Raw genomic sequence first — 18,205 nt, forward strand, 5'->3', positions numbered from 1 at the left:
CGATCCCGGTCTTTCTACCCGTGCTTATGTATGGTTCCATCTGCGAACGACCGGTTCAGTCAGATCGTGTTCATAGCCGAGAACGCTGACGCTGGCGGTATCCAGAACGAAAAGCGAGCCGCCTTCGGGCGGCAAGCCCAGCCAGCGGGCCGCAAGGACGCGCAGGAAATGCGAACTTGAAAAGATAAGAATTCTGCCATTGGCGTCGCGGATCTCTTTGATGATCCGGTCGGCACGTGCCCCGACATCCCGGGCGGATTCGCCATCGGGACAGCCGTCGCGAAACAGCTGCCAGCCGGGGCGTTCTGCAAGAATTGCCTTGGTCGTGATGCCCTCATAGGCACCATAATCCCACTCCGCCAGATCATCCTTGACGATGCGGTCTGAACCGAATCCGGCGAGGGCGCAGGTTTTCGATGCGCGTTGTGACGGGCTCGACCATACGGCCGAAAAGGAAAGGTCGTGCAGGCGGCCCGCAAGCGCGCGTGCTGCCGCTTCGCCGGCAGGCGTCAGCGGTATGTCGGTCCTGCCCGTATGTTGGCCGGAAAGGCTCCATTCGGTTTGACCATGCCGGACCAGATATATTTCGGGATATGCGTTGCTCATTCACAGGCCTTTCGCTAGCGCATGACAGGTTGTTCACAGTCGCACGATCCAGTCACCAAAGTATAGGTGGACACTCCTGGGTGGTTGCCCGAGAATGCGCGGGTGGTGAATCAGCGCGTTCACCGGAATTTCTGGAGATAGATACAGTGGCAGACGGACAGGGCAGACTCGGCGAAGGCAACGCGGAAAAGCTGGCGCTTCGTTTCGTCCATCTGCGGGTGCATTCCGCCTATTCCCTGCTGGAAGGCGCGCTGCAGGTCGCCAAGGTCATTGATCTGGCCGTTGCCAACAAAAGTCCCGCCATTGCCATTACCGATACCAACAATCTGTTTGGTGCGCTCGAATTTGCCCAGAAGGGCTCGAAATCAGGTTTGCAGCCGATTATCGGCTGCCAGCTCGATATCGCCTTTCACGATCAGGCCGAGGAAAGCCGCAGCGCCAACCGGCGCGAAGCGCTTGGCCTTGCGCCGCTTGTGCTGCTGGCTGCAACAGAGGCAGGTTATGCCAATCTCGTCAGGCTTGTCAGCCGTGCCTATCTGGAAACACCTGCCGGTGATCCGGTGCACGTTGCGGCATCCTGGCTGCCGGGGCTTTCCGATGGAATCATTGTGCTCTCAGGCGGTCCTGAGGGGCCGATCGCCAAGGCAATCAAGGATGACCGTATTGATCGCGCACGCCAGCGCCTGATCCTTCTGCGCTCGCTCTACGGCGACCGGCTTTATGTCGAGTTGCAACGCCATCGTGGTTATGACCGCGCTTTGGAAGCGACGCATATCGAGCTTGCCTATGAGCTTGGACTGCCTCTGGTTGCCACCAATGACGTGTTCTTTTCCAAGAGCGCGGATTATGAGGCACACGATGCGCTGCTTGCCATTGCGGCCGGTTCGTTGCTTTCCATCGATGATCGCCGCCGACTGACACCGGACCATTATCTCAAGACTGAAGACGAGATGGTTGCGCTGTTTGCCGATTTGCCCGAGGCTTTGGAAAATACGGTCGAAATCGCACTGCGCTGCTCCTACTATCCGAAGAACCGTGCGCCGATCCTGCCGCGCTTCACCGGAGAAAGCGACGATCCCGAAGCCGCCCTCCAGGAAGAAGCCGACGAACTGGCCCGGCAGGCCCGGGAAGGCCTGGCAAGCCGCATCGCAACGCTTGGCATGGCCGATGGCCACACGGCCGAAGCATATGCCGAACGTCTGGAATACGAGATTTCGATCATCACCCGGATGAAATATCCGGGCTACTTCCTTATCGTTTCCGACTTTATCAAATGGGCGAAAGCCCATGATATTCCTGTGGGTCCGGGCCGTGGCTCCGGTGCGGGCTCCCTTGTCGCCTATGCGCTGACGATCACCGATGTGGACCCTCTGCGCTTTTCCCTGCTGTTCGAACGCTTCCTCAATCCCGACCGCGTTTCGATGCCCGACTTTGACATCGATTTCTGTCAGGAGCGGCGCGACGAGGTCATCCGCTATGTTCAGGCCAAGTACGGCCGCGATCAGGTGGCGCAGATCATCACCTTCGGAACACTGCAGGCGCGCGCCGTGCTGCGCGACGTCGGACGCGTGCTGGAGATGCCCTATGGACAGGTGGACCGCCTGACCAAGATGGTTCCGGCCAATCCGGCCAATCCGGTCACGCTGGCAAAAGCCATCGAGGACGAGCCACGTTTGCGCGAAGAGCGCGACAAGGAGCCGGTTGTCGAGCGCCTCCTCGACATCGCGCTGAAACTGGAAGGGCTTTACCGCCACGCCTCGACCCACGCCGCCGGTATCGTCATCGGTGACCGTCCGCTGTCCGAACTGGTGCCGATGTACCGCGATCCGCGTTCCGACATGCCGGTGACGCAGTTCAACATGAAGATGGTGGAAGAGGCCGGACTGGTCAAATTCGACTTTCTCGGACTGAAAACTCTGACCGTGCTGCAGACCGCCGTCAATCTGGTCAAACGGCGCGGCATTGTCGTGGATTTGTCCAATCTGCCGCTGGATGACAAGCTCAGCTACGAAATGCTGTCGCGCGGCGAGACTGTCGGCGTGTTCCAGGTGGAAAGTACCGGCATGCGCAAGGCGCTGATCGGCATGAAACCCGACCGGATCGAGGACATTATCGCGCTTGTAGCGCTGTATCGTCCGGGCCCGATGGAAAACATCCCGACCTATAATGCGCGCAAGAACGGCGACGAGGAGATGGCGTCGATCCATCCGAAGATCGACCATCTCGTCAAGGAAACCCAGGGCGTCATCATCTATCAGGAACAGGTGATGCAGATCGCGCAGGAAATGTCCGGCTATACGCTGGGCGAAGCCGATCTTCTGCGCCGCGCCATGGGTAAGAAAATCCGCGCGGAAATGGACAAGCAGCGCGAGCGCTTCGTCGATGGTGCTGTGGAACGCGGTGTGACCAAGCCGCAGGCCAACTTCATTTTCGACCTGCTGGCCAAGTTCGCCGACTATGGCTTCAACAAGTCGCACGCCGCCGCCTATGCGATCGTATCATTCCAGACTGCCTATATGAAGGCGCATTATCCGGTTGAGTTCCTCGCCTCATCGATGACCTACGATATGGCGAACACGGACAAGCTCAATGATTTCCGCCGCGAAGCGCTGCGTCTGGGCATCGAAGTCGTTACGCCTTCGGTCAATACTTCCTTCCGCCTGTTCGAAGTGGGTGATAACCGCATTTTCTATTCGCTGGCCGCCATCAAGGGCGTCGGCGAGGCGGCGGTTGATCATATTGTCGAGAAACGCGGCGACACGGCCTATGCCAGCCTTGAGGATTTTTGCGAGCGCATTGATCCGCGCGTCGTCAACAGGCGCGTCTTTGAAAGCCTGATAAATGCCGGGGCGTTCGATTGTTTCGGACGCGAAAGACCAGCTCTTATCGCCGGTCTCGACCGTATCATCGGCCATGCACAGCGCACCCAGGAAGACAGTGTGAGCGGGCAGGCGGATATTTTCGGCGGCATGGCATCAGGCGGATCGCAGGGATTGCAGCTTCCCAACGCGGCACCATGGCTTTCGGCGGAGAAACTGCGGCGCGAATTTGAAGCGGCAGGTTTTTATCTCTCCGCCCATCCGCTGGATGAATACCGGCCGATTCTCGAAAAGATGCGGGTTCAGAGCTGGGCCGAATTCTCCGCCGCAGTCAAACGCGGTGCCAATGCCGGACGCCTTGCCGGAACCATCACGGCCAAGCAGGAACGCAAGACAAAAACCGGCAACAAGATGGGCATCATCCAGTTTTCGGATGCGTCAGGTCAGTTTGAAGCCGTGCTCTTTTCCGAGGCTTTGGCCCAGTATCGCGATCTCCTGGAGCCGGGTCGTTCCGTTGTGGTAACTGTCGGGGCCGAAGACCGGCCGGAGGGCATCAGCCTGCGTATCCAGACGGCCCAGTCGCTTGAGGATGAAGCCACGCGCATGCAGAAGGCCTTGCGGCTTTACATGCGCTCCAGCGAGCCGCTGAACGCCATTACACCCTATCTCGCCCCGCAGAATGACGGCCAGATCGTCTCACTCATCCTGATCAAGGAGAACGGCGCGAGCGAGGTAGAGATCGAATTGCCGAAGCGCTACCGCGTCGGTCCGCAGGTCGCCAGCGCCATGAAGGCTATTCCCGGCGTGGTTGACGTGGAGATGGTGTAACCGCTTTACGCCAGCTTGCATCGATATTACGCGCGGTTCGTGGTTCGACAAGCTCACCATGAGGGAGGAGGCGCACTCTCCCTCATGGTGAGCTTGTCGAACCACGAACCACGAGCCAATGGCTTTGCAGCAGGACCGGATTCAATCTCTTAAACAAACCCAGCAAATACCTGAATCAAATCACTCAATCTCGTCCGGAACCGGCCTTGTCCGTTGCTTGATCTTGCCGAAAGTGTAGCCTGTCTCGACGGCATTGTTGCCGAATTTTCCACGCAGCTTGTCGATTGCCGTCTCCGCGACAGCACGCTTTGTTGCCTGCACATCGACAAGATCAAGCGGATCAGCACGTCCGTCGTCGCTGAGATCGCTCACGCCGATACCGAGCAGGCGAAACCGTGTGCCGTCAATTTCCTTTTCCAGCAGTGCCAATCCCGTACGGAAAATCCGGTCGGCGAGTTGTGTCGGATCGGCCAACTGGCGATTGCGGGTTTTCAGTTTGAAATCGCTCGACTTGAGCTTGAGAACCACTGTCCTGCCGGCAATATCGGCTGCCTTCAGGCGGCGCGAAACCTTTTCGGAAAGCGAGCGCAGGATCGGAACAAGTTCTTCCAGCCTGCCGATATCCTCGTTAAACGTCGTTTCCGCCGAAACGCTCTTGGATTCGCTGTCGGGTTCCACCCGGCGCGTATCGATGCCGCGTGACAACTGGTAGAGCCGTTGACCCATGGTGCCGTAAGCGCCCATCAGCGCGCCGAGTTCCATGGTCTGCAACTGGCCGATGGTACGAATCCCATCCTTTTCCAGCGTGGCAGCAAATACTTTCCCGACGCCCCAGATCATGGTCACCGGCTTGTCACGCAGAAAATCGGGCGTTTCTGCCTCGCCGATAACAGAAAAGCCGCGCGGCTTGTCAAAATCCGAGGCGATCTTTGCCAGAAACTTGCAATAGGAGAGGCCAACCGAAACTGACAATCCCATTTCCTTCTCCACCCGGTTGGAAAACTGCGCCATCACACGCACAGGCGGATCATGGTGCAGGCGCTGCGTGCCGGACAGATCGAGAAATGCCTCGTCGATCGACAGTGGCTCAACCTGTGGTGTCAGATCGCGCATCATCTGGCGAATCTCGCGCCCGACGCGTACATATTTTTCCATGTTCGGGCTGATGACCACCGCATGGGGGCAGGCTTCCAGCGCCTTGAACATCGGCATGGCGGATTTCACGCCATGAATGCGCGCGACATAGCAGGCTGTTGAGACAACACCGCGCTTGCCACCGCCAATGATAACCGGCTTGTTGCGCAGTTCCGGGTTATCCCGCTTCTCGACCGAGGCGTAGAATGCGTCACAGTCCACATGCGCAATGGAGAGCCTGTATAGCTCCGCGTGGCGAAGCAGGCGGGGGCTGCCGCATTGCTGGCATCGGCGCCCGGCAGACGCCTGCGCTGTCAGACAGTCGCGGCAGAATCCAAATTCAGGATCGTTGAGGGGTGCCATGATGCTCGGAACATAAATAGAACATACCGAACTTACTGAAGAGACACGCCTCTTGCAAGCCGTTTACGCCTCAATACACATCCTCCTGCCGTCCGCCCGGCAACTGCCGCAACGCTTCCTGAACCTGCGCAGGGGCGGTTTGCGTTGCCTCGCAGTAGCGCATCAGCGTTGGCTCATGCGCAAGGTAGAACTGCAGCACGCCAGCCAGAAAACCGGGCTCCTGTGCGGCCTCTCGAATTTGATCCGCGGTAATGCCCGTGAGGGCAAGAAAGCGTGGAAGCAATTCATTATCCTGTGCCAGAAAGACCAAAGAATTGATCGCAAGGTCCTGCGCATCCTCAAGGCTCATTTGCTGTTTCATTCTGCCTGTCAGTCCCGAAATGTGTGTTCATCAGAACACCCTTGAAAAACAATATTCACATTTGATGTCTTGTAGAGCCCCCATTGCAAGCAAAGGGCTTAATGACCAATTGAATCTCTACAAAAGAAGATGTTCAATAAAGCCTTGGTTAAACATGATCTGCAGCATTTTTTGACTGGTATGAAGAGTTACCTTTTCATCAATCAAAACACGCTATCACATGCATCCATTCAATGATGCTGCGGTGGGAGCCTTGTCAAGGCGGCAATCCCACACCACGCATGATCAACGGGAAGTGGCCAATGGTGAAGAAAGTTATGATCGTCGAGGACAATGAGCTCAACATGAAGCTCTTCCGCGACCTTATCGAAGCCAGCGGCTATGAAACCATCCGGACACGCAATGGCCTCGAGGCGCTCGACCTGGCGCGCGAACATCGCCCGGACCTGATCCTCATGGACATCCAGTTGCCTGAGGTCTCCGGGCTTGAAGTCACCAAATGGCTCAAGGCCGATGACGACCTGCATGTCATCCCCGTCATCGCCGTCACTGCTTTTGCCATGAAGGGCGATGAGGAACGTATCCGGCAGGGCGGGTGTGAAGCCTATATATCCAAGCCGATTTCCGTGCCGAAATTCATCGAAACCATTAAGTCCTATCTTGGTGATGCATGACCCGTCTGTTTTCCCGGAGAAGTGAACTATGACGGCCCGCATACTTGTCGTGGATGATGTCCCAGCCAACGTGAAGCTTCTCGAAGCGCGGCTGAGCGCCGAATATTATGAAGTCGTCACCGCCTCGAACGGCTATGAAGCGCTCGAGTTCTGTGAGAACAACAGCGTCGATGTCATCCTTCTCGACATCATGATGCCGGGTATGGACGGGTTTGAGGTCTGCCGCCGGCTGAAGTCCCAGCCCGACACCGCGCATATTCCGATTATTCTGGTGACGGCGCTCGATCAGGATATGGACCGGATCACCGGCCTGAATTTTGGCGCGGATGATTTTCTGACCAAGCCGGTCAATGATCTCCAGCTGCTCGCCCGGGTGAAGAGCCTGGTGCGTTTGAAAAACCTGACTGACGAACTGCGTTTGCGGGTGGCAACCACCCGCGACGTCGGTCTTGAATCCATCCTGCGTTTTCCCAGCGGTATCGAAGCCATAGGCCGGGATGCCAAGGTATTGCTGATCGACGAGCGGCCTGCCAGTGTCGAGCGAATCAGAACGGTGCTGGCTGACGAATGCACTGTCGATGTTCAAACCGACCCACAGACAGGTTTTTTCGACGCCATTCAGGGCAATCATGACTGCCTTATCATTGCTTCGAGCTTTACCGATTACGATCCTTTGCGAATTTGTGCGCAGTTGCGCTCACTCGACAATACACGGTCGATGCCGATCATATTCGTTGCGGATCAAGGCGAGGAGCCGAAGATCCGGCGCGCGCTGGAACTTGGTGTCAATGATTACGTGGTTCGTCCGCTCAATTCCAACGAATTGCTGGCTCGCTTGCGCACGCAACTGCGGCGCAAAGCCTATCATGACGGCCTGCGCGCCAGTGTGGTCAAAACCTACGAGATGGCCGTCACCGACAGCCTGACCGGTCTGCACAACCGGCTCTATCTGGAGACGCACCTTGCAACCCTGTTCAAGCGTGCGGTGGACCGCCGCCGGCCGCTGTCGATCCTGATGACGGATATCGACCGGTTCAAGCTGATCAATGACACCCATGGACATGATGGCGGGGATGAGGTTTTGCGCGAGTTTGCCCGCCGTCTGCGCCGCAATGTGCGCGGCAGCGACCTTGCCAGCCGCTATGGCGGGGAAGAATTCTTTATCGTCATGCCCGATACGGATCTGACCATGGCGGCCATCGTCGCCGAGCGTATCCGGCGGGAAGTGGCCTCGACGCCGTTCTTTGTCGATGACGGTATCACCAGCGTACCGGTGACCATCAGCATCGGCATTGCCAGTGTGCAGTCGAAGGATGATACGGTGCAGAATATGCTGAAGCGTGCCGATGAGGCGCTCTACGGTGCCAAGGCATCCGGACGCAACAAGGTTGTATCCGAGGCCGCGTAGGGCGGGTTGATTCAAAGAGAACCTCTGAAGCAAATTCGTCCAGATAAAATCGCGTTTTGCGAACGAGCCGGATCAAATCCCCAAGGCGCATCAGGCGGGAAGAGGGCGAATCGAATTGCCAACCCGGAAACAAAAATGCCGCCCGAAGGCGGCATTCTGATCGTGCGGGAAAATCCAGGATTACTTGATCTTGGTTTCCTTGAATTCAACGTGCTTGCGTACAACAGGGTCGTACTTGCGGAAAGAGAACTTCTCTGTCTTCGTACGGCTGTTCTTGCTCGTTACGTAGAAGAAACCGGTATCAGCGGTCGACAGAAGCTTGATCTTGATATTTGCAGCCTTAGCCATTTTCAGTTTACCTGTCTTTATTAGAAGAGGACCGCCGTTCAGTCCAACAACGTGGCTATAAGCGGAAATTCAGGCGGACATGTACCAACACCCGCCGAAAAGTCAAGCTAGTTCCTGCGTCTTATCAGCCGCGAGCCGACCAAAAGCGCGTACCCGGCGAAGAATATTGCCAGCGACACGGCGAATCCGCCGGGACCCATCGCATCCATACCAAGGCCCAATGCCTGCGGGCCGACGAGCATGCCGACAGCATAGCAGAAGACGAAAGCAGCATTGGCCGAGGCGAGTTCGCGCCCGGTGAGCTGTGAGCCCAGATGCGCGAGGCCGACCGTATAGAGCCCGGCAACGACGCCGCCCCAGATGAAGAACAGCCCGGCCACCAGATACCAGTTCGCGGTAATGAACGGCAGGATGCACATGCCCGCCAGTCCCACCAGCGCGCAGACCAGTAGGATCTTGCGGCGATCCTGCACATGATCGCTCAACAGGCCGATGGGTATCTGCATCAGCACATTGCCAAGACCGATCGTGGTCAGGAGCAGGGCGGCATCCGCCTCGCTGTAGCCGATGCGTGCGCCGTAGACGGGAAACAGCGCAAAGCCGCCGGTTTCCACGGCGCCGAAGACGAACACGGCCGCCGTTGCCGTCGGCACGGCCCAGATGAACGGCGCGAAGGGAACGTGCTCTTCTTCGTGAAAGTCAGGACTCTCCTTCCACGCGAGCAGGACAGGCAGCATGGCAAAGATAATAATACCGAAGCCGACGGCGAACGGAGTGATGCCGGTGCTGCCGATGCGCGAAAACAGCCATGGCCCAAGTGCAAAACCCATGGACAGCACCGTTGCATAGACCCCGAGCACCAGCCCGCGCTTTTCCGGCGGGGCAGCGGTGTTGATCCAGTATTCCGACAGGATGAACAGCATGGTCAGGGCAAAATGCAGGAAGACGCGCAGGACAACCCAGACCCAGAAATCGCTGAAGACGTAAAAGCCGAAGAAGGAACAGGCGCCGATCAGAAGCATGATCAGCAATGTCGGAACAACCCCGAGCCGTGCGGCTATGGAGGCGGCGAAGGGGGCCGCAACGATCGAGGCGATACCGGCGACCGCCGCGTTCAGACCGATCATCGTGGCGGAGTGGCCGCGATTTTCCAGGATGACGCTAAGCAGCGGAATGCCAAGACCGATGGCGACACCGACGGCGCTGATCGTGGCGATGGCCGCAACAAGGGCGCGCCACGATGACCGGACGACGATCGTGTCCGTTGATTGCTGCATGGAATCCACTAGAAAACCTCTCGGACGAAGCGCCCGTATTTCATGGCGTACTGAACGACGGTATGGCCGGGTTGCAGCGTGGGATTGGCTTCGAGAACCACCTGCGCTTCCTGGATAATGGCGCGGGTGATCGTCGGAATGTCCAGTTTCAGGGCTTCATTGAAGGGGAGCCAGCACAGTTCCTCAAGCTCAAGCGACGGTCCCGTTCCCTCGGGCAGGCTGTCGGCCACCGCGTCGCGGAAGGCCATGAAGAAGCGGGTATCGAAGCGGCGCGTGCGGCCGGGCGGCGTGGTGGCCCGGGCGAAATAGCGCAATGCGGAAAGATCAGGCAGGATGCCGCGCTCGACGAAGGCGGCCCAGTCAGGGTAATTGATCGTGGCGGCAGGCGCGCGTTTGCCGAGGAACAGCCCGGCTTCCTCATAGGTCTCGCGAATGGCCGAGAGGGCGAGGGCGCGGCAGCGCTGGATGCTGGGGCGTGTGCCCATGCCTTTCAGCAGATTGCGCTCGTCAGCCGGTGTCAGCTCGCCGATCGCGGCAATCCGGCCATCGGCACGTTCCGTGCGCCCGCCGGGAAAAACGAACTTCCCCGGCATGAAGACATGGCGCATGTGACGGCGGCCCATGAGAATGCGCACATCCTTGCCCGAGCGGTCAATGAGCAGAAGCGATGCGGCATCGCGCGGCCGCAGACGGACATTTGTCTTTGCAGCCTCGTCAGACGCGGATTTGTCGAGATCACTCAATGGCATCATGTCACCGTTCCGGCGGTTCCAGTTCATCGGTTTCGCCGCCGAAACCATGCATGTAATTGGCCCATTGCAATCCAATGATAGCGCCCTTTATGGGTTGAAGCAGAGCAATTGACATGATCACTGTCAGCGGAGCCCAAATTGCCAGATGCACCCACATGGAGAGCAGGACGAGCGTTTCCACCGCAAGGAATCCACCCAGCACAATATGGCCTACAATTGTGATGGTTATATAAGCAGGAAAATCATCAGCTTGCTGATGGGTATAGTCTTCGCCGCAGACGGCACACCGGTCGACTGATTTGACGAAAGCGCGGAACAGTTTGCCTTCACCGCAATGGGGGCAGCGGCCGCGAAAACCGCGCCACATGGCCTGACCCACCAGACGTTTGGGTCTTGCCGGGGCAGTATCTGCGCCAAAAATCTGTTCCGTCATCCCTTGCCTCTTCGCCCGCCGCGGGAAAACCCGCCAGGACGTTTCTGGTTGCCGCGCGTAAACCGCTTGGCCTTGTGGTGCGAGCGAACACCGCTTGGAACGTCGTGCGGTTCGGTCAGCATCTCGAAACGCAATGCGCCCGCTACCGGCAGGGCTTCGATCAGGCGCACATCGACGATATCGCCCAACCGGAAGCCTTTGCCGCTTCTTTCACCCGAAAGGGCATGGTTGGTTTCATCGTAAAGATAGTAATCATCGCCGAGAGTTGAAATGGGAATAAAGCCATCGGCACCATATGTCGCAAGCGCAACGAACAGCCCGGCCTTGGTCACACCTGATATGCGGCCCTGAAAACTGCTGCCAACCTTGTCTGCCAGATGATGGGCGATCAGCCGGTCGACCGTATCGCGTTCGGCCGCCATGGCGCGCCGTTCTGAGGTGGAAATCAGCGCGGCGATTTCAGGCAGGTCTTCCTCTTCCTTGTGGGTGATCCCGTCAGGTCCAAGGCCCAGTGCCGTGATCAGCGCGCGGTGCACGATCAGATCGGCATAGCGGCGGATCGGCGAGGTGAAGTGCGCATATTTCTGCAGGTTGAGGCCGAAGTGGCCAATATTTTCAGGGTTGTATTCAGCCTGGGATTGCGAACGCAGGACAACCTGATTGACCAGCTCCTGCTGGTCGCTGCCTTCGACGCGTTTGAGAATATGGTTGAACTGGTTCGGGCGCAGCTCCGCGCCCCGTGCCAGGGAAATATCCAGCGTGCGCAGGAATTCGCGCAGTATTTCCTGCTTGGCCAGCGAAGGCGTATCGTGAATGCGGAAAATCAGCGGCTGGCGTTTACGCTCCAGCGTTTCGGCGGCAGCGACATTGGCCTGGATCATGAATTCTTCGATGAGCTTGTGCGCATCGAGCCGTGGCGGAATCACCACCTTGTCCACTTTGCCTTCCGGCGTCAGCAGGATCTTCTTTTCCGGCAGGTCAAGTTCCAGCGGCTCACGCGCATCGCGTCCGCGCTTCAGCACCGCATAGGCAGCCCAAACCGGCTTCAGGATGCTGTCGAGAATGGGCGCCGTCTTGTCGTCGGTCGTGCCGTCAATGGCCGCCTGCGCCTGCGGATAGGAAAGGCGCGCATGGGAGCGCATCATGATGCGGTGGAAGGTGTGCGAGATCTTGCGGCCATCGGCACCGAACGTCATGCGCACGGCGAGGGCCGGGCGGTCGACCAGTTCCTTTAGCGAGCAGAGATCGTTGGAAATACGCTCGGGCAGCATCGGCACGACACGGTCGGGGAAATAGACCGAATTGCCTCGCTTCAGCGCTTCCCGGTCCAGCGCTGACTCCGGCGTGACATAAGCCGCAACGTCGGCGATGGCCACGGTTGCGATAAAGCCGCCGGGGTTCTTGTCGTCCGTATCGGGTTCCGCATAAACGGCATCGTCATGATCCTTGGCGTCGGCCGGATCGATGGTGACGAGCGGCATATGCCGCCAGTCCTCCCGGTGCGCCATGGTGGCAGGCTTGGCCTTTTCCGCCTCGGCAATCACGCTGTCAGGAAACACGTGCGGGATTTCGTGCTCGTGGATGGCAATCATCGACAGGGCGCGCTCGCTGGCGACGGAGCCGATGATCTGGCTGATTCTGGCCAATGGCAGTCCGTAGCGGCCGATCTTGGTCACCTCAACTTCAACGAGGTCGTTTGCCTTGGCATTGTTCAGCTGGTTGGGATCGACGGAAAGCTCCGCCTGCCGCCGTTCGACCGGTTCGATCCGCCATTCGCCATTGTCGAGATGGCGCAGCACGCCAAGCACTGCATCCTTGCGATGCTCGATACGCTTGATGATACGTGCCGTATAGGCCGGACCGCTCGAATCGGCGCTCTGGAAGATACGCGCGAGAACGCGGTCGCCGACACCGGGTGTCGGACCCTTCTGGTTGCGCGAGGCACGGATGAAAACCGTGGGTGGCCGGTCCTCGTGATCGGCCGGCCATTCGGCCGGCTTGGCAATCAAACCGCCATCGCCATCGCGTCCGGTAATATCGAGAACCGCAACACTGGGCAGGCTGCCGGGAACGGCAAGGCGCTTTGCCCGCTTCTCTACGAGGCCATCATCCGCCAGATCGCGCAGGATATCTTTCAGGCCGATACGCGCATCACCCTTGAGATTGAAAGCCTTGGCAATATCGCGTTTGCCCGCGCGGTCCGGATTCTCCTTGATGAACTGGAGAATTTCCTCGCGGCCCGGCAGATAGGGCTCGCGCCCGGTTTCTGCGGAACTGGCAGGCCGCTTTTTTCCTTTGGGTGGAGAGATACGGCGTGCCAATCGATATGTCCTTAACTAGCTTTTTTCGCTGCCGCTTTTTTGGCGGCTGGTTTCTTCGCGGCGGGCTTTTTTGCCGCGGCCTTGCGGGCAGGAGCTTTCTTGGTGCCCTTTGCCCCGGCCTTTTCAGTGATCAGAAGCAGGGCTTCCTCGACGGTGACGGTTGCCGGATCCTTGCCCTTCGGCAGGGTCGCATTGACCTTGCCCCAGTTGACATAGGGACCATACTTGCCGTCACGCACCGTGATCGGTCCGCCGTCTGGATGTTCGCCCAGATCCTTCAGTGCCGCCGGTGTGCCACGCCCGCGACCCGGTCCCTTGGCCAGCTTTTCAGCCAGCACCGTGACGGCGCGGTTGAGGCCGATGGAGAACACATCTTCCGCGCTTTCCAGATTGGCATAGGTGCCGTCGTGGGAAAGATAGGGACCGTAACGGCCGATACCGGCCGAAATCATCTTGGTTGTCTCAGGGTGCTGGCCCACGTCACGTGGCAATGACAGAAGCGCCAGCGCCTTTTCATGATCCATGGCTTCGATGGTCCAGCCCTTCGGCAGGCTGGCGCGCTTGGCTTCCTTGCCATCGCCGCGCTGGACATAGGGTCCGAAACGGCCGTTGCGCACGCTCACGTCCTCGTCCGTATACGGGTCCTTGCCGAGAACCTTCGGCTCGTCGCCATTGCCGTTCTCGCCGGAGGCTTCGCTGCCGCCGAGCTGACGGGTGAACTTGCATTCTGGATAGTTCGAGCAACCGACAAAAGCGCCGTACTTGCCGAGCTTCAGGGAAAGATTGCCCGTTCCGCAAACCTGACAGATGCGCGGGTCGCTGCCGTCATCGCGCGGCGGGAAAACCAGCGGTCCGAGCTGTTCATTCAGCGCATCGAGAACATTGGTGACGCGCAGTTCTTTGATCCCATCGACGGAACCGAAGAAATCGGTCCAGAAGTCGCGCAGAACATCCTTCCACCGCAGCTTGCCATCGGAAATTTCGTCGAGCTTCTCTTCGAGATCAGCGGTGAAATCATATTCCACATAGCGCTTGAAGAAGCTTTCGAGGAAGGCGATGACCAGCCGGCCCTTGGCTTCAGGAATAAGCTTGCGCTTGTCGATCGTGATGTATTCACGGTCGCGCAGGGTTGCCAGCGTCGCCGCATAGGTGGAAGGACGACCGATGCCGAGCTCTTCCATCCGCTTGATCAGCGTGGCTTCCGAATAGCGTGGCGGCGGTTCGGTTGAATGCTGGGTCGCATTGATCTTTTCGCGGGCGAGGGCTTCACCGGCACGGATCTCGGGGAGGCGGGCACCGTCCTCGTCGACATCCTCTTCCTCGCGGTGATCCACATAGGCGCCTAGGAACCCGTCAAACTTTACCACGGAGCCATTGGCCCGCAGCTGCGCGACGCTCGATCCATTTTGTGCGTCGATGTCCACGACGGTCCGTTCGATATCGGCCGACTGCATCTGGCTGGCGATGGCGCGCTTCCAGATCAGTTCGTAGAGCCGTGCCTGATCGGCATCAAGGAACTGGCGGACATCTTTCGGATGACGGTTGAAATCCGTCGGGCGGATGGCTTCGTGCGCTTCCTGGGCGTTTTTCGCCTTGGTCGAGTAGAAGCGCGGCTTCTCCGGTACATATTTTTCGCCGAACACCTTGCTGATCGTCTGACGTGCAGCCTGAACGGCTTCCGGTGCCATCTGCACGCCGTCCGTACGCATATAGGTGATCAGACCGGCAGTTTCGCCGCCAAGATCCATACCTTCATACAGGCGCTGGGCGACCTGCATGGTGCGCGAGGCCGAGAATCCGAGCTGACCGGATGCCGCCTGCTGCAATGTGGATGTGGTGAAGGGTGGTCCGGGATTGCGCTTGGTTGGCTTGGCCTCAACCGAAGCTGCCTTGAAGCTTGCACCCTCAAGCATGGTGCGCAGCGCACCGGCCTGTTCGGCATTCTTGATATCGAGCTTGGCAAGCTTCTTGCCATCGACGGAAACAAGCCGCGCTTCGAAGCCGTCATTGCGCGGTGTCTTCAACAGCGCTGCAATGTTCCAGTATTCTTCGCGTATGAAGCGTTCAATTTCCGCTTCGCGGTCGGCAACAAGCCGCAGGGCGACCGATTGCACGCGGCCGGCGGAGCGGGCGCCGGGCAATTTGCGCCAGAGGACGGGCGATAGCGTGAAGCCGAAGAGATAGTCGAGCGCGCGCCGGGCCAGATAGGCATCCACCAGCGGCATGTCGATGTCGCGCGGATTGGCCATGGCGTCGAGCACGGCGCTCTTGGTGATCGCATTGAACACCACGCGTTTGACCGGCTTGGTGCCGATGGCCTTTTTCTGCCGCAGCACTTCCAGCACGTGCCAGGAAATTGCTTCACCCTCGCGATCCGGATCGGTTGCGAGAATGAGGCCGTCACTGTCCTTCAATGCCTTGACGATATCGCCGAGACGTTTGGCCGATGCACCATCGACTTCCCACGACATGGCGAAATCTTCGTCCGGTCGTACGGAACCGTCCTTGGCGGGCAGATCACGGACGTGACCGAACGAGGCCAGAACCGTAAAGCCTGAACCCAGATATTTGTTGATTGTTTTAGCCTTGGCGGGCGATTCGACGACGACAACGTTCATTATTGAATTGAGCTTTCCTGCTCTTGTCACATTACAAAAGCACAGTTTTCACTTCGAAACAGGTCTGTGAAATGAACAGGCTTGCTCGGAACGTCAAGGGCTGCGCGTGAAAAATCGTTAAATGCAACTTAAAGTTGCTATTTGTAAAAATGCAATTAATGATATTTTTCTCGTGTCTTGAGCGTTATATTGAGATGGGCAGCGAGTCCTGCCTTTTTAAAGAGGGCGAATCACTATTGACTGATTTTGTGGAGGTTCAGACTGACAAACTGTCAAATCCGCGGGATTAAAGAGCTGCATAATATAATTAGACCTATTTCAGTATAAATGCGTATTTAAGGACGAAGTCATGGGTGAAAATAAATTCAGTCGGACGGAAAATATTAAATATATTCAGCAAATGTTGGGCGAATTGCGCAGTATGGCCAAGTTGAATGATCTCGACATGTTGGCCTATCTGATTGAGATCGCCTATATCGAAAGCAATGATCTCCTGGCCAAGGAGACAAACACTGTCTCATCCATAAAGAAGCGAAACATATCCCCCTGAGTGGCGTTGCAGCCGTCCGGCCAGATCAAGTTCGAGCAGAATCAGGCTCATGGTTGCGGGATGAAGTCCGCTTGTCCTGATGAGATCGTCAATGTCGACCGGTGCAGGACCCAGCAGCGTAATGATGCGGTCACGGTCTGTCTCGTCAGGTTGGGCAACGGATGGAAAGACCGCATCCGGGGCAAGGAACGCAGTATCATCAACGGCCGGCCGGTCCAGAAGCGGGCCGATGGCCGATAGTATGTCTGCGGTTTCGGTGACAAGGATTGCGCCGTTCTTCAGAAGGGCGTTGGTGCCCTTTGCCCTTGGATCGAGCGGTGAACCGGGAATGGCAAAGACGAGACGACCAAGCTCACCGGCAAACCGGGCGCTGATCAGCGATCCCGAACGTTCGGCGGCTTCGACCACGAGAAGCCCGAGAGAAAGCGCTGCAATGATCCTGTTGCGACGTGGGAAATCACGCGCGCGGGGTTCCCAGCCAAACGGCATTTCGCTGATGACAGCGCCGCGGTGTTCCGGAATTGCCCTGAAGAGCTCGATATTGTCAGGCGGGTAGGGCCGGTCGAGGCCACCCGCCATGACTGCAACCGTTCCGCCATCAAGGCTTGCCTCATGAGCTGCCTTGTCGATGCCCCGGGCGAGCCCTGATATAACGGCATAACCCGCTTCGCCGAGTTCGCGCGCAATGATACGGGCAAATTTGATCCCGACCAGCGATGCATTGCGGGCCCCGACAATGGCAACCGCCGGAAGGCGGAACACCGCCGGATCGCCTTTGACAGCGACCAGAGGCGGCGGGTTGTCGGAGTGGCGCAGGTAGCGCGGATAATCCGGTTCGCCGACGCCGACGAAAACGGCGCCCATCCGCGCAGCCGCGACCATTTCGCGTTCCGCATCAATCAGGCTGGTGATCTTGATAGGGCGGCGGCCGCCGCCACGCCGGACAAGTTCCGGCAGCATATCCAGGGCGTCGGTAGCCGAGCCGCAATGGGCGATCAATTGACGAAAGGTAACGGGGCCGACATTTTCACTGCGGATTAACCGGAGCCAGCTCAGTCGCTGGCTGTCAGAAAGGCGGATGCCTTTCTGCTCTTCCGTCATCCCTTGGATCCGATCTTGCCTTCGGTTCCGGCTAGAAGCCGCTCGATATTGGTACGATGCTTGATGAAAACAATGACCGTCAGAACCAGAAAGAGCAGCGCAATCTGATGGTAGCCCATGAAATAGAGAATGATGGGGCTGGCGACCGCAGCGATGAGCGCCGCAAGCGATGAATAGCGGGTCGTGTAGGCGATGATCAGCCAAATGGCGGCAAATATCAGTGCCACCTGCCAGACGAGGCCAAGCAGAACGCCGAGATAGGTCGCAACACCCTTGCCGCCCTTGAATTTCAGCCAGACCGGAAAGATGTGTCCGAGGAAAGCGCCGAGACCGGCCACGATAGCCGCCTGCGGGGTGATCGCGGCACCGATCAGAACGGCTGCAGTGCCCTTCAGCATATCGAGCAGCAATGTTGCGGCAGCCAGTTTCTTGTTGCCTGTCCGCAGAACATTGGTGGCACCAATGTTACCTGACCCAATGTTTCGCACATCGCCCAGCCCTGCAAGCCGCGTGAGGATCAGGCCAAACGGGATGGAGCCGAGCAGATAGCCAAGAACCAGCGCGGCAAAAAGAATTCCCGCCTGCCCATCAATGAACTCCGCCATGCTCTGT

At 58.2% G+C, this 18,205-nt stretch carries 14 protein-coding genes; 3 read left to right on the forward strand and 11 right to left on the reverse strand.

All coding sequences use genetic code 11. From position 1 onward, the window contains the following. Positions 1-24: 24 nt before the first annotated feature. Positions 25-606 (reverse strand): histidine phosphatase family protein, encoded by a 582-nt coding sequence (locus FHW16_RS19110; protein ID WP_182550885.1) that lies wholly within the window; start codon positions 604-606, stop codon positions 25-27. A gap of 146 nt (positions 607-752) precedes the next feature. Here FHW16_RS19110 and dnaE point away from each other — a divergent pair, with 146 nt between their 5' ends. Continuing rightward, positions 753-4,253, forward strand: a complete 3,501-nt coding sequence (gene dnaE, locus FHW16_RS19115; RefSeq protein ID WP_348643906.1) for a DNA polymerase III subunit alpha — start codon at positions 753-755, stop codon at positions 4,251-4,253. A 180-nt stretch (positions 4,254-4,433) separates the two neighbouring features. Here dnaE and FHW16_RS19120 read toward each other — a convergent pair whose 3' ends face one another. Beyond that, complete coding sequence (locus FHW16_RS19120; RefSeq protein ID WP_182550886.1) at positions 4,434-5,750, reverse strand: DNA polymerase IV; 1,317 nt, start codon at positions 5,748-5,750, stop codon at positions 4,434-4,436. A gap of 70 nt (positions 5,751-5,820) precedes the next feature. Continuing rightward, complete coding sequence (locus FHW16_RS19125; RefSeq protein ID WP_182550887.1) at positions 5,821-6,111, reverse strand: DUF3572 domain-containing protein; 291 nt, start codon at positions 6,109-6,111, stop codon at positions 5,821-5,823. A 302-nt stretch (positions 6,112-6,413) separates the two neighbouring features. On the opposite strand from FHW16_RS19125, the gene FHW16_RS19130 reads away from it, so the two are divergent. After that, the gene (locus FHW16_RS19130) at positions 6,414-6,785 is read left to right on the forward strand and encodes a response regulator (RefSeq protein ID WP_182550888.1); all 372 of its coding nucleotides are present in this window, start codon (positions 6,414-6,416) and stop codon (positions 6,783-6,785) included. A gap of 28 nt (positions 6,786-6,813) precedes the next feature. Then, positions 6,814-8,193 (forward strand): PleD family two-component system response regulator, encoded by a 1,380-nt coding sequence (locus FHW16_RS19135; RefSeq protein WP_182550889.1) that lies wholly within the window; start codon positions 6,814-6,816, stop codon positions 8,191-8,193. 180 nt (positions 8,194-8,373) lie between these two features. Here the strand turns inward: FHW16_RS19135 and rpmG are convergent, their stop codons facing one another. The 8 genes from rpmG to plsY form a co-directional block, all read right to left on the reverse strand. Continuing rightward, positions 8,374-8,541: a 50S ribosomal protein L33 gene (gene rpmG, locus FHW16_RS19140; protein WP_105735448.1), complete on the reverse strand. Its 168-nt coding sequence runs from the start codon at positions 8,539-8,541 to the stop codon at positions 8,374-8,376. Positions 8,542-8,648: 107 nt separating this feature from the next. Further along, positions 8,649-9,818 (reverse strand): MFS transporter, encoded by a 1,170-nt coding sequence (locus FHW16_RS19145; RefSeq protein WP_182550890.1) that lies wholly within the window; start codon positions 9,816-9,818, stop codon positions 8,649-8,651. 8 nt (positions 9,819-9,826) lie between these two features. Then, positions 9,827-10,570: an NUDIX hydrolase gene (locus tag FHW16_RS19150; RefSeq protein WP_246711857.1), complete on the reverse strand. Its 744-nt coding sequence runs from the start codon at positions 10,568-10,570 to the stop codon at positions 9,827-9,829. Position 10,571: 1 nt separating this feature from the next. After that, complete coding sequence (locus FHW16_RS19155) at positions 10,572-11,003, reverse strand: DUF983 domain-containing protein (protein WP_182550891.1); 432 nt, start codon at positions 11,001-11,003, stop codon at positions 10,572-10,574. After that, positions 11,000-13,324, reverse strand: a complete 2,325-nt coding sequence (rnr, locus tag FHW16_RS19160) for a ribonuclease R (RefSeq protein ID WP_182550892.1) — start codon at positions 13,322-13,324, stop codon at positions 11,000-11,002. The genes FHW16_RS19155 and rnr overlap by 4 nt, the downstream gene beginning before the upstream one ends. 11 nt (positions 13,325-13,335) lie before the next feature. Beyond that, positions 13,336-15,942: a type I DNA topoisomerase gene (gene topA, locus FHW16_RS19165; protein WP_182550893.1), complete on the reverse strand. Its 2,607-nt coding sequence runs from the start codon at positions 15,940-15,942 to the stop codon at positions 13,336-13,338. Positions 15,943-16,459: 517 nt separating this feature from the next. Next, positions 16,460-17,593 (reverse strand): DNA-processing protein DprA, encoded by a 1,134-nt coding sequence (gene dprA / locus FHW16_RS19170; protein ID WP_182550894.1) that lies wholly within the window; start codon positions 17,591-17,593, stop codon positions 16,460-16,462. Continuing rightward, positions 17,590-18,198 (reverse strand): glycerol-3-phosphate 1-O-acyltransferase PlsY, encoded by a 609-nt coding sequence (plsY, locus tag FHW16_RS19175; RefSeq protein ID WP_182550895.1) that lies wholly within the window; start codon positions 18,196-18,198, stop codon positions 17,590-17,592. Before plsY ends, dprA begins: the two co-directional genes overlap by 4 nt. Positions 18,199-18,205 lie beyond the last annotated feature (7 nt).

This window comes from Phyllobacterium myrsinacearum, assembly GCF_014138285.1.
In the GTDB taxonomy this organism is placed as follows: domain Bacteria; phylum Pseudomonadota; class Alphaproteobacteria; order Rhizobiales; family Rhizobiaceae; genus Phyllobacterium; species Phyllobacterium myrsinacearum_A.

Coding starts and splice junctions, on each gene's coding strand:
- FHW16_RS19110 (WP_182550885.1), bottom strand. CDS start 606: ATGAGCAACGCATATCCCGAAATATATCTGGTCCGGCATGGTCAAACC.
- FHW16_RS19120 (WP_182550886.1), bottom strand. CDS start 5,750: ATGGCACCCCTCAACGATCCTGAATTTGGATTCTGCCGCGACTGTCTG.
- FHW16_RS19125 (WP_182550887.1), bottom strand. CDS start 6,111: ATGAAACAGCAAATGAGCCTTGAGGATGCGCAGGACCTTGCGATCAAT.
- FHW16_RS19130 (WP_182550888.1), top strand. CDS start 6,414: ATGGTGAAGAAAGTTATGATCGTCGAGGACAATGAGCTCAACATGAAG.
- FHW16_RS19135 (WP_182550889.1), top strand. CDS start 6,814: ATGACGGCCCGCATACTTGTCGTGGATGATGTCCCAGCCAACGTGAAG.
- rpmG (WP_105735448.1), bottom strand. CDS start 8,541: ATGGCTAAGGCTGCAAATATCAAGATCAAGCTTCTGTCGACCGCTGAT.
- FHW16_RS19145 (WP_182550890.1), bottom strand. CDS start 9,818: ATGCAGCAATCAACGGACACGATCGTCGTCCGGTCATCGTGGCGCGCC.
- FHW16_RS19150 (WP_246711857.1), bottom strand. CDS start 10,570: ATGATGCCATTGAGTGATCTCGACAAATCCGCGTCTGACGAGGCTGCA.
- FHW16_RS19155 (WP_182550891.1), bottom strand. CDS start 11,003: ATGACGGAACAGATTTTTGGCGCAGATACTGCCCCGGCAAGACCCAAA.
- topA (WP_182550893.1), bottom strand. CDS start 15,942: ATGAACGTTGTCGTCGTCGAATCGCCCGCCAAGGCTAAAACAATCAAC.
- dprA (WP_182550894.1), bottom strand. CDS start 17,593: ATGACGGAAGAGCAGAAAGGCATCCGCCTTTCTGACAGCCAGCGACTG.
- plsY (WP_182550895.1), bottom strand. CDS start 18,198: ATGGCGGAGTTCATTGATGGGCAGGCGGGAATTCTTTTTGCCGCGCTG.